This window comes from Stenotrophomonas sp. 22692, assembly GCF_052045015.1.
Taxonomy (GTDB): Bacteria; Pseudomonadota; Gammaproteobacteria; order Xanthomonadales; family Xanthomonadaceae; genus Stenotrophomonas; species Stenotrophomonas geniculata.
This window is the reverse complement of record NZ_JBQEMR010000063.1, coordinates 1-10298: the sequence shown is the minus strand read 5'-3', so window position 1 is coordinate 10298 and position 10298 is coordinate 1. Positions and strand designations below refer to the sequence as shown.

Genomic DNA, 10298 nt, shown 5'->3' with positions numbered 1-10298 from the left:
CCCCCCCCCCCCCCCCCCCCCCCCCCCCCCCCCCCCCCCCCCCCCCCCCGCTACCCTCATCCACGCGTGGCGTGAATCTGCGCGGTCAGCGCGCCAGCCAGGCGCCCACGGCCACGCCCAGGGCCAGCCACAGCCATTCCATTGCGCCATTGGCGAGGGTGATCAGGGTCCAGGCCAGGTGCGGGCCCATCCGCATCGTGGCGTCCCACAGATCCAGCCCGATCGAGCCGCCCATCCAGGCGCTGGCGATGGCCCAGTTGGCCACGGCGGCCACCAGCAGCGTGCCCAGTACGACCAGCGCGATGCGCAACCGGCCCGGGCCCAGCGTACCCATGCGCAGCATGAACACCAGTTCCAGGGCGGTCAGTACCGCCATCCAGCCGACCTGCCGGCCGGTCATCAGCGCCAGCACCATCCAGGCAAGGGGAGCAACAACCAGACCCAGCAACAGCATGATGGGCCAGAGCCAGGTCACGGTCCTGGCACGCGCGGCATTGGAGGACATCGAAGCTCCCTGAAGATCACCCACAGGATACTGTGGTTTGCCGCAGTGCACCGGCGGCCGCAGGGCGGCTGGGCTAGAATGCCGTCTTGCGTGGCCCCGGCCACGGCCCCATATCGGTCCCCATGTATTCCCGTAGCAGCGAACCTGTCCACTTCGAACGCGATTGCGAGGCCGTGATGGTCCCGCAGGGCGATACCGTGACCCTGCCTGCCGGCAGCTATGGGTACATCACCCAGGCGTTGGGTGGCAGTTATTCGGTGTTTGTCGAGGGCAACCTGTTCCGCATCGCTGGCAAGGACGGCGACGCCATCGGCAAGGAGGCGCCGGCACCGCTGGAGCTGCCCGCCGATGCCACGGATGAACAGGTGGAACAGCTGGTGTGGCAGCAGCTGCGCACCTGCTTCGACCCGGAAATTCCGGTGAACATCGTCGAACTGGGCCTGGTCTACGAAGTCGAGATCAAGCACCTGGACGAAGGCAAGCGCGAGATCGATGTGAAGATGACCCTGACCGCACCGGGCTGCGGCATGGGCGAGATCCTGGTCGACGACGTGCGCAGCAAGCTCGAAATGATCCCGACGGTGGCCGAGGCCGACGTCGACCTGGTATTCGACCCGCCGTGGAACCAGCACATGATGTCCGAGGCGGCCCGGCTCGAGACCGGCATGCTTTGACCCACGGCCCGCAGTGACGCGGGCCCGGCATTACCCGCAACCAGAACAGGAAATCTCCGGTGTCCCAGTCCATTCCCAGCTTCGCCGTCACCCGTTCGGACCACCCGCGCAGCGCTGAAGAGCGCGCCCAGATCCTGGAGAAGCCGGGCTTCGGCCTGCACTTCACCGACCACATGGTGGAAGTGCGCTGGGACAAGGACACCGGCTGGCACAACGCCAACGTGCGCGCCTACGGCCCGCTGCAGCTGGACCCGGCTGCAGCCGTGCTGCATTACGGCCAGGAAATCTTCGAGGGCATCAAGGCCTATCGCCATGCCGACGGTTCGATCTGGACCTTCCGCCCGGATGCCAACGGCCGTCGCCTGCAGCGTTCGGCGCAGCGCCTGGCGCTGCCGGAACTGCCGGTGGAGATCTTCGTCGAATCGCTGAAGCAGCTGATCGCTGTCGACAGCGCCTGGGTGCCGTCGGCCGATGAGTCGAGCCTGTACTTCCGTCCGTTCATGATCGGCGACGAAGCCTTCCTCGGCGTGCGTGGCGCGCACAAGGCCGGCTACTACGTCATCGCCAGCCCGGCCGGCCCGTACTTCGCCAAGGGCGTCGCCCCGGTGTCGATCTGGCTGTCCACCGAATACGCGCGTGCAGCCAAGGGCGGCACCGGCGCCGCCAAGTGCGGCGGCAACTACGCTGCTTCGCTGCTGCCGCAGCAGAAGGCGCAGGCACAGGGCTGCTCGCAGGTGCTGTTCCTCGACCCGGTCGAAGGCAAGTACCTGGAAGAACTGGGCGGCATGAACGTGTTCCTGGTCTACAAGGACGGCACGCTGGTCACCCCGCAGCTCTCGGGCAGCATCCTTGAGGGCATTACCCGCGAGAGCATCCTGCAGCTGGCCCGCGACCGCGGCATGAAGGTCGAAGAGCGCAAGGTCAGCATCGACGAGTGGAAGGACGGCGTTGCCTCCGGCGAGATCGCCGAAGTGTTCGCCTGCGGCACCGCGGCGGTGGTCACCCCGATCGGCCAGCTGAAGGGCGAGGGCTTCTCGGTGGGGGACATCAATGCCCCGGCCGGCGAAGTGACCATGTCGCTGCGCAAGGAACTGACCGACATCCAGTACGGCCGCCTGCCGGACCGCCACAACTGGCTGGTCAAGCTGGGCTGATCACCCACGCCGAACCGTAGCGTCGAGCCATGCTCGACTGCGCCTCTGGAAAGCCCGTCCCAGTGACGGGCTTTCTGCGTTGTGGGCCCGCCCGCCAGACCGCAGCAGGTAATTACTTGACGCAAATAGGTTTGCAACGCAAACTAAGTTCAAGCGACCCCGATGGAGCGTGTCATGCAGCAGCCGTCCGTCATTGATCCTTCCTCGCGCCTGCAGGCGCTGACCCGTGAATACTCGCGGTATTCGCGAAGTGCCGGGGGCCTGTCGGCGATGGCAGGCGGCATCGCCTGCCTGGCCTCGTTTCTTGCCGGCGCTCTGTTGCCGACCACCCTGGCGCTGCGCGTCGTGCTGATTGCCGTGCCGGTGCTGTGGATCGTCGGCAAGCAATGGATGGCACGCCGCTACTACCAGCGGCTGGGCCAGGTCGAAGAGCAGGTCACGCCGGTCGAACGCAATTTCCAGCGCTTCTTCATCGCCTTCACCGCGCTGGTAAGCGTGCTGGTGATTGGCAGCGTGCTGACCCGGCTGGTACCGATGGGCGAACGCGCCTGGGACCTGCGCGCCATTGGCTACCTGGCCGTGGTGGCACTGTTGCCCTGGGTGGTGTGGCGCTGGCTGCGGACACCGCTGGAGTTCATCGTGGGCGTGTTCCTGCTGTGCCAGGCCGCGCTGGCCTTCACCGGGCAGGCGTACGGCTTCGGCCCGAGCACCGCGGTGTTCCCCTTGGCATCCATCGCACTGATCGTGGTCGGCTGGCGTGACCACCAGCGCTTCCAGCGGCTGCAGGTGGCGATGCGCGCGTTCATGGCGGCGCGGACGAACGTCGAATGACCCAGCTGCCTGATTCCAGAGCGCTGCTCCAGCTCGACCGCTTGATCCACGAGCCGGCGCGCCTGCTGATTCTGTCGATCCTGGCAGGTGCCGAATCCGCCGAGTTCGGATTTGTCGAGCATCTCAGCGGGTTGAGCAAGGGCAACCTCTCCAGCCATCTGAGCAAGCTTGAAGCGGCAGGTCTGGTCGCCATCGACAAGTCGTTCCGCGGCAAGCGCCCACTGACCACCTTGCAGTTGACGCCGAGGGGCCGCACTGCCCTGGCCGAGTACCGCACGCAGCTGGCGGCCATCGTTGCCGGCCTTCCCGATCCGGATCGAAAGGACCCCTGACATGACATTGCTTCCGCGCCTGTTTGCAGTTCTGGTTGTTTCCTTCTCTGCTCTCACCAGTGCGGCTGCGGCCACAGATCCGCGCCAACAAGGCGCCACGCTGACCACGCAGTTCTACGAAGGGCACGTCGACGCACTGTGGGAACGGATGACGCCGCAGATGCAGGCGGGGCTGCAGTCCCCGCAGAGCCTGGTGGCGCTGCGCGAGCAGGTGCTGGCGGGCTGGGGCGCAGAAACCGAGCTGGTCAGTGAGAAGGTCGAGAAGGTTGATGGATTCGACACCTATCTGCGACAGGCGCGCTTCGCCAGGAGCCCGGCCATCATCCAGGTGCTGTGGGCCATCGATGCCGAAGGGCGGATCGGCGGCTTCTACATCCGCCCGCTACAGACCGCACCGCCGCAGGCAGCGGCGAGCGGGTTCCTCGACTACCAGACCCGCACACGGCTGCAACTGCCGTTCGACGATGAGTACTTTGTGTTCTGGGGCGGGCGTACTGTCGAACAGAACTACCATGCGGCCCATGCCGGCCAGCGCTTCGCGCTGGATCTGCTGGTGCTCCGCGATGGCCGCTCGCACCGTGGCGATGGGCTGCGCAACGATGACTACTACTGCTTCGGTCGCCCGATCCTCGCGCCAGCCGATGGCACGGTGGTGGAAGTGATCGAGGGTGTGGCCGACAACGTGCCGGGCCAGATGAATGCCGCCCAGCTCACCGGTAACCGCGTCATCCTCGACCACGGCAATGAGGAGTACTCGGTGCTGGCGCACCTGCGCCAGGGCAGTGTGCGCGTTGCGCAGGGACAGGTTGTCCGCAGCGGCGCGCACCTCGGTGACTGTGGCAACAGCGGCAACTCCTCCGAGCCGCACCTGCACTACCAGCTGCAGGCCGGGCCCGTGTTCGGTGTCGGCGAAGCGTTGCCGGCACAGTTCTCCGGTTACGTGGCCGATGGCCAGCCGATTGCACGCGGCGAGCCGGTCAAAGGGCAGCGCATCCGGCCGGCGCGCGTTCCGGAGGCAAAGTAGTCAGCGCGTCCGACGCGGCGGGCAGGCGCTCGCGGTCGTTGGTGACAGCAGTGGACGCCGATGTCGGCAAAGTCATTGCAGGACATGTGATGACCCAGTCAGGTGCGTGCAGGGCACGAGAAAGTTCCTTCACCTTCACAAACCCTCGACCCGGGAAGTCTCAGAACGAACATTTCATCTTGCTGAAAAGACGCTGAAAATCTTGTGGTGTCCGGTTTTGGTCTTTAGCGTCATCTGCACGGCGGATCGGAAGGGGGATCCGCTGGCTCGCCGGACTTCGAACCTCGCCAATGCAAGCCAGCCCAGGGTTCGGGCCGGTGCTTCTGCCGATTCCGGCATTCACACCACAAGAAAGGGAAATACGATGTCCCAGGTAACGCAACCGCGTGTGCGTCGAGTGTGGGTGGTCCTTGGTGCGTCCGTCCTGTCATCGCTGCTGCTGGCCACGCCTGCGCTGGCCGGTGATGTCCAGCTCAGCGGCCTGCAGTCCGCGCAGACCCACCAGCGTTTCATCGTGAAGTACCGCGACGGCAGCGCGCCGGTGGCCAACACCACCGCACTGGCCTCTTCACTGAAGAGTGCCGCCGCCGGCCTGGCCAGCAGCCAGGGCCGCGCGCTGGGCCTGCAGCAGGTCCGCAAGCTGGCCGTCGGCCCGACCCTGGTCAAGACCGATCGTCCGCTCGACCAGGCCGAATCCGAGCAGCTGATGCGCAAGCTGGCCGCCGACCCGAACGTGGAATACGTTGAAGTCGACCAGATCATGCGTGCCACGCTGACCCCGAACGACACCCGATTCAGCGAGCAATGGGGCTTCGGCACCTCCAATGCCGGCATCAACATCCGGCCGGCCTGGGACAAGGCTACCGGCACCGGTGTGGTCGTGGCGGTGATCGACACCGGCATCACCAACCATGCCGACCTCAATGCCAACATCCTGCCGGGCTACGACTTCATCAGCGACGCGGCGATGGCGCGCGACGGCAACGGCCGCGACAACAACCCGAACGATGAGGGCGACTGGTACGGCGACAACGAGTGCCAGGCGGGCTACCCGGGCTCGAACTCCAGCTGGCACGGTACCCACGTGGCCGGTACGGTGGCGGCGGTGACCAACAACAGCACCGGCGTGGCAGGTACCGCATTCAACGCCAAGGTCGTGCCGGTGCGCGTGCTCGGCAAATGCGGCGGTTACACCTCTGACATCGCCGACGCGATTGTGTGGGCCTCTGGCGGCAGCGTCAGCGGCGTGCCGGCCAATGCCAATCCGGCCGAGGTCATCAACCTCTCGCTGGGCGGCGGTGGCAGCTGCTCGACCACCTACCAGAACGCGATCAATGGCGCTGTCGGCCGTGGCACCACCGTGGTGGTCGCCGCTGGCAACAGCAACACCAACGTGTCCTCGTCGGTGCCGGCCAACTGCCCGAACGTGATCGCGGTGGCGGCCACCACCTCGGCCGGTGCGCGTGCCAGCTTCTCCAACTATGGCAACGGCATCGATATCTCGGCACCGGGCCAGGGCATCCTGTCCACCCTCAACAGCGGCACCACTACCCCGGGCAGTGCCAGCTACGCTTCGTACAACGGCACCTCGATGGCGGCACCGCACGTGGCCGGCGTGGTCGCGCTGATGCAATCCGTAGCCCCGAGCCCGCTGAGCCCGGCGCAGGTGGAGAGCATCATCAAGAGCACCGCACGCCCGCTGCCGGGCGCCTGCTCGGGTGGCTGCGGCGCCGGCATCATCGACGCCGACGCGGCGGTCGCTGCAGCGATCAACGGCGGCGGCCCGAACCCGGGTGGCAACGTGCTGCAGAACAACGTTCCGGTGACCGGCCTGGGCGCCGCCAGCGGCGCTTCGCTGAGTTACACGGTGAACGTTCCGGCCGGCAGCACCCAGCTGCGCGTGGCGATCAGTGGCGGCAGCGGTGACGCCGACCTGTATCTGCGCCAGGGCAGTGCCCCGACCGACACGGTGTACACCTGCCGTCCGTACCTGAGCGGCAATGCTGAAACCTGCACCGTCAACAGCCCCGCCGCCGGCACCTGGTATGTGCGGGTGAAGGCGTACAGCACCTTCTCGGGCCTGACCCTCAACGCCCAGTACTGAGCCCAAGCCCCTCTCCATGGGCACGCCCCGGCTTAGGCCGGGGCGTTTTTGCATGGGGCCGCGCGGTGGTGCGTGCCGCCGCGTCGTGGTGGGTGCCGACCCTGGTCGGCACGCCGTTCCTCAAACCGATTCGAAGCGGTTCGCGGCCACGTTCTTGCGCACGTGCTGCGGGTCGAAAATCCGCCCGTTCATCGCGATGTACACGCCGCTCGGCAACGACTGCACCGCACCGATCGCGCAGCCGATGTTGAACTCCGCATCCGAACCGCGGAAACGCGCCGGGCTCAGCGCGCCGGTCATCACGATGGTCTTGTCCGGGATCGTCGCCAGCACCTTGCCGGTCTGCACCATCGAATCGGTGCCGTGGGTCACCAGCACGTGCCGGGTCGGCTGCGCGGCGATGGTGGCGCGGATCAGTTCGCGGTCTTCATCGTTGATGTGCAGCGAATCCTTGCGCAGGATCGGAATCACGTTGAAGCGGAACGTCACGCCCAGCTCGCGCAGGATCATGCCGATCTGGGGGTCGCCGATCTGGTAGTCCGACTTGTCGTCGAAGTAGATCTTGTCGATCGTGCCACCGGTGGTGACGACCAGGAGCTCTTCCATCATGTGCATGCGCGAAACCAGGACAGGTACAGCGGCGCGGGGCCAGGAACACAGATGATACGGCCCGGCGGGCGCAGCGTCAGCGTCGCTTGCCGAAGCGGGCGCGCAGCCCTGGCAGGCTGGCGCTGAAGATCACCAGCAGGGCCAGCGCGATCTCGATCAGCGCCAGCCAGCGCGTCTCCGGGTGGCTCCAGGCGCTCATCACGCCGTGGCTGAACCAGCCCAGGGCCAGCACCGAGGCCCAGAAACCGGCCTTGCGCCAGCCCAGGCGCAGTGCGATGGCCAGTGCCAGTGGCGGCGCGGTGAACACCAGCTGGGTGGCCAGCCAGTGCTTGTCATTGATGAACCAGCCGGCGAACAGCGCGGCCAGCCCCATCAGGGCCAGCAGCAGGACCGTGCGCGGCGCGGCGCTCATCGGGCCAGCCGCTGCGCGATGTCGGCCACCCGGTGGCCCAGCGCGCGCGCCAACACCGCCTCGTCGTCGGTCGGCTGCGGGTCGTCGGCGGCACCGGCGACGTGGCTGGCGCCATAGGGCGTGCCGCCACTGGTGGTGTGGCTCAGCGCCGGCTCGGTGAACGGGATGCCGACGATCACGCAGCCATGGTGCAGCAGCGGCACCTGCATCGACAGCAGGGTCGATTCCTGCCCGCCGTGCATCGAGGCGGTGGAGGTGAACACGCCGGCCGGCTTGCCGGAAAGGGTGCCATTGACCCATTCGGCGCCCAGCCCATCCAGGAAATGCTTGACCGGGGCGGCCATGTTGCCGAAGCGGGTCGGGCTGCCGAGCAGCAGGCCCTGGCACTCGATCAGGTCCTGCACGCTCACATAGGGGGCGCCATCGTCGGGTACCGGCGGCTGCGCGGTCTGGGTCACCGCGGCCACCGGCGGCACCGTGCGCAGGCGCGCGGTCATGCCCGGCACTTCGCCGATGCCCCGCGCGATCTGGCGCGCCAGCCGTGCCACCGAACCGCCCCGGCTGTAGTACAGCACCAGAATCTCGCCCATCGTGCCCGCTTCTCCTCGTCGTGTGGCCACCAGTATGGCTATCCTGCGAGCATTCCGCATCGGGTACCCTTTCGCCGATGGAACCTTTGGATACGCTCAACCTGTGGATGGAGCGCGCGCGGGATCGCGCACGGGCCATCAGTTTCGGCCGCTTCCTGTGGCATCGCTTCCTCGACGACCGCCTGTTCCAGGCAGCGGCGGCGCTGGCGTACACCACGGTGTTCGCGCTGGTGCCGCTGGCCATCGTGGTGTTCGGCGTGCTCTCGGCCTTCCCTGTCTTCGACCGCTGGAGCGACCAGCTCAGCGATTACGTCTTCTCCAACTTCGTGCCCAACGCCGCGCGTGCGGCGGAGGGCTACCTGCGGCAGTTCTCGGCCAGTGCCGGCCAGCTCACCGCCGCTGGCTTCATCGCGCTGGTGGTATCGCTGCTGATCACCCTCAACAGCGTTGAAGAGACCTTCAACCAGATCTGGCGGGTCGGTTCGACCCGGCCCAAGCTGACCCGCTTCCTGGTCTACTGGACCGTGCTGACGTTGGGCGCGATGCTCGCTGCCGCTTCGCTGGCGGTGTCGGCGCGTGTGTTCGCGATGCCATTGTTCGGGACCCAGGAAGGTCGTTGGCTGGCCGAGTTCGCGCTGCGGCTGGCGCCGATCCTGATCGAGTTCGTCTGCATCACGCTGATGTTCCGGGTGGTGCCGCACCACACCGTGAAATGGCGGCACGCGGTACCCGGCGCGATTCTCGCGGCGGTCATCCTGGAACTGGTGAAGTGGGGCATCGGCGCCTATCTGGGCAGTTTCCAGTCCTACCAGAAGCTCTACGGCACGGTGGCGTTCGTGCCGATCCTGCTGCTGTGGATCTACCTGTGCTGGGTGGCGGTGCTGCTGGGCGCGTCGCTGTCCTCGTCGATGGCGGCCTTCCGCTACCAGCCGGTGGAACTGCGCCTGCCGCAGGGCTACGAGTTCTATGGCCTGCTGCGCCTGCTCGGCCGCTTCCACCATGCACGTGCCAAGGGCAGGGGCCTGGCCGACGATGAAATCCTGCGTCTGGAGCCGATGCTGACCGATTCGCTGCTGCAGGACCTGGCCTGCAACCTGCAGGAAATCGGCCTGTTGCGCCGCGATGAACGCGGCGAATGGCTGCTCTCGCGCGACCTGGACCAGGTGAGCCTGGCCGATCTGTACGAATGCACCCAGCTGCGCATCCCGGTAGCCGAGCAGCATCTGCCCTACCGCGACGACACACTGGGCCGTGCTGCGCTGGCGGCACTGGACGATCTGCGGCTGCCCCTGCGCGAACGCCTCAAGCGCAAGGTCAGCGATATCTACACCGATTCCGGAGACATGCCATGACCCGCAAGACCCCGTTGCTGCTCCCGCTGGCCCTGCTGCTGGCGCTGTCGGCCTGCAAGCCGGCCCAGGAGCCGACCCCCGCCAGCAGCCAGCCACCGGCACAGACACCGACGCCGACCGCACCGGCGCCGGTCGAAGAGACCCCGGCCGAACGCACCACCGCCGAGTTCCCGACGCTGAAGATGAAGGCAGTGGATGGCAGCGACTACGACCTGGCTGCGCATCGCGGCAAGTGGGTGGTGGTGAATTTCTGGGCGACCTGGTGTGCACCGTGCCGCAAGGAAATGCCGGAGCTGTCGGCGCTGCACGCGATGCGCAGCAACATCGAGGTGGTCGGCCTGGCCTATGAAGACATCGAGGTGCCGGAGATGCAGTCGTTCCTGACCAAGCATCCGGTGACCTATCCGATCGTGATCGTGGACCCGTTCGACCCGCCGGCGGATTTCGCCACGCCGCGTGGTTTGCCGTTGACGCACCTGCTGGACCCGCAGGGCAAGCTGGCGCACAGCTTCCTCGGCCCGGTGACGGCCGCCGACATCGAAAAGCAGATCGCTGCTGCCAAGTAGTGGGTTGGTCGGCAGGGCCTGAGGCCCTGCACCCGCTACGAGCCAAGGCAACAGCAAGAGCAACAGCCGAAGCAACGGCGGGTCTCCTGAGGGATGGCGGGGTGGGTCCGGTTGCGGGGGCCGCTGCAAGTACGTCCATGTAAGC

The 10298-nt window shown here is 66.9% G+C and carries 12 protein-coding genes; 8 read left to right on the top strand and 4 right to left on the bottom strand.

The annotated features are described in order from the left end of the window. Nucleotides 1-85: 85 nt before the first annotated feature. The gene (locus ACTJJM_RS20700) at nt 86-505 is read right to left on the bottom strand and encodes a hypothetical protein (RefSeq protein ID WP_010481778.1); all 420 of its coding nucleotides are present in this window, start codon (nt 503-505) and stop codon (nt 86-88) included. Between the two features lie 122 nt (nt 506-627). Between ACTJJM_RS20700 and sufT the strand changes: the two genes are divergently transcribed. From sufT to ACTJJM_RS20670, 6 genes are all read left to right on the top strand, one after another. Next, nucleotides 628-1179 carry a putative Fe-S cluster assembly protein SufT gene (gene sufT / locus ACTJJM_RS20695; RefSeq protein ID WP_005415385.1) on the top strand — a complete coding sequence of 184 codons (552 nt, stop codon included), beginning with the start codon at nt 628-630 and terminating at the stop codon, nt 1177-1179. 59 nt (nt 1180-1238) lie between these two features. Continuing rightward, nucleotides 1239-2333, top strand: a complete 1095-nt coding sequence (locus ACTJJM_RS20690) for a branched-chain amino acid aminotransferase (RefSeq protein ID WP_010481775.1) — start codon at nt 1239-1241, stop codon at nt 2331-2333. Nucleotides 2334-2507: 174 nt separating this feature from the next. After that, entirely contained in the window at nt 2508-3164 is a 657-nt protein-coding gene (locus tag ACTJJM_RS20685) for a hypothetical protein (protein WP_423165754.1), read from the top strand. After that, entirely contained in the window at nt 3161-3496 is a 336-nt protein-coding gene (locus ACTJJM_RS20680; RefSeq protein ID WP_010481771.1) for a transcriptional regulator, read from the top strand. The genes ACTJJM_RS20685 and ACTJJM_RS20680 overlap by 4 nt, the downstream gene beginning before the upstream one ends. Before the next feature lies 1 nt (nt 3497). After that, on the top strand, nt 3498-4520 hold the full coding sequence (locus tag ACTJJM_RS20675) for a M23 family metallopeptidase (RefSeq protein WP_440865941.1): 1023 nt from the start codon (nt 3498-3500) through the stop codon (nt 4518-4520). A 364-nt stretch (nt 4521-4884) separates the two neighbouring features. Further along, nucleotides 4885-6624 (top strand): S8 family peptidase, encoded by a 1740-nt coding sequence (locus ACTJJM_RS20670; protein WP_029379778.1) that lies wholly within the window; start codon nt 4885-4887, stop codon nt 6622-6624. A 120-nt stretch (nt 6625-6744) separates the two neighbouring features. Here ACTJJM_RS20670 and ACTJJM_RS20665 read toward each other — a convergent pair whose 3' ends face one another. The 3 genes from ACTJJM_RS20665 to wrbA form a co-directional block, all read right to left on the bottom strand. Further along, nucleotides 6745-7230: an asparaginase domain-containing protein gene (locus ACTJJM_RS20665; protein ID WP_010481766.1), complete on the bottom strand. Its 486-nt coding sequence runs from the start codon at nt 7228-7230 to the stop codon at nt 6745-6747. 79 nt (nt 7231-7309) lie between these two features. Next, complete coding sequence (locus tag ACTJJM_RS20660; protein WP_049408967.1) at nt 7310-7645, bottom strand: DUF2069 domain-containing protein; 336 nt, start codon at nt 7643-7645, stop codon at nt 7310-7312. Beyond that, on the bottom strand, nt 7642-8235 hold the full coding sequence (wrbA, locus tag ACTJJM_RS20655) for an NAD(P)H:quinone oxidoreductase (protein ID WP_049453839.1): 594 nt from the start codon (nt 8233-8235) through the stop codon (nt 7642-7644). Before wrbA ends, ACTJJM_RS20660 begins: the two co-directional genes overlap by 4 nt. Nucleotides 8236-8312: 77 nt before the next feature. On the opposite strand from wrbA, the gene ACTJJM_RS20650 reads away from it, so the two are divergent. Continuing rightward, nucleotides 8313-9587 carry a YihY family inner membrane protein gene (locus tag ACTJJM_RS20650; protein ID WP_010481763.1) on the top strand — a complete coding sequence of 425 codons (1275 nt, stop codon included), beginning with the start codon at nt 8313-8315 and terminating at the stop codon, nt 9585-9587. After that, nucleotides 9584-10153: a TlpA family protein disulfide reductase gene (locus ACTJJM_RS20645; RefSeq protein ID WP_010481760.1), complete on the top strand. Its 570-nt coding sequence runs from the start codon at nt 9584-9586 to the stop codon at nt 10151-10153. The genes ACTJJM_RS20650 and ACTJJM_RS20645 overlap by 4 nt, the downstream gene beginning before the upstream one ends. Nucleotides 10154-10298 lie beyond the last annotated feature (145 nt).

Excerpts from the sequence above, each read along its gene's own strand:
- sufT (WP_005415385.1), top strand. The coding sequence starts at position 628 with ATGTATTCCCGTAGCAGCGAACCTGTCCACTTCGAACGCGATTGCGAG.
- wrbA (WP_049453839.1), bottom strand. The coding sequence starts at position 8,235 with ATGGGCGAGATTCTGGTGCTGTACTACAGCCGGGGCGGTTCGGTGGCA.
- ACTJJM_RS20680 (WP_010481771.1), top strand. The coding sequence starts at position 3,161 with ATGACCCAGCTGCCTGATTCCAGAGCGCTGCTCCAGCTCGACCGCTTG.
- ACTJJM_RS20665 (WP_010481766.1), bottom strand. The coding sequence starts at position 7,230 with ATGGAAGAGCTCCTGGTCGTCACCACCGGTGGCACGATCGACAAGATC.
- ACTJJM_RS20675 (WP_440865941.1), top strand. The coding sequence starts at position 3,498 with ATGACATTGCTTCCGCGCCTGTTTGCAGTTCTGGTTGTTTCCTTCTCT.
- ACTJJM_RS20685 (WP_423165754.1), top strand. The coding sequence starts at position 2,508 with ATGCAGCAGCCGTCCGTCATTGATCCTTCCTCGCGCCTGCAGGCGCTG.
- ACTJJM_RS20700 (WP_010481778.1), bottom strand. The coding sequence starts at position 505 with ATGTCCTCCAATGCCGCGCGTGCCAGGACCGTGACCTGGCTCTGGCCC.
- ACTJJM_RS20670 (WP_029379778.1), top strand. The coding sequence starts at position 4,885 with ATGTCCCAGGTAACGCAACCGCGTGTGCGTCGAGTGTGGGTGGTCCTT.
- ACTJJM_RS20645 (WP_010481760.1), top strand. The coding sequence starts at position 9,584 with ATGACCCGCAAGACCCCGTTGCTGCTCCCGCTGGCCCTGCTGCTGGCG.
- ACTJJM_RS20650 (WP_010481763.1), top strand. The coding sequence starts at position 8,313 with ATGGAACCTTTGGATACGCTCAACCTGTGGATGGAGCGCGCGCGGGAT.
- ACTJJM_RS20660 (WP_049408967.1), bottom strand. The coding sequence starts at position 7,645 with ATGAGCGCCGCGCCGCGCACGGTCCTGCTGCTGGCCCTGATGGGGCTG.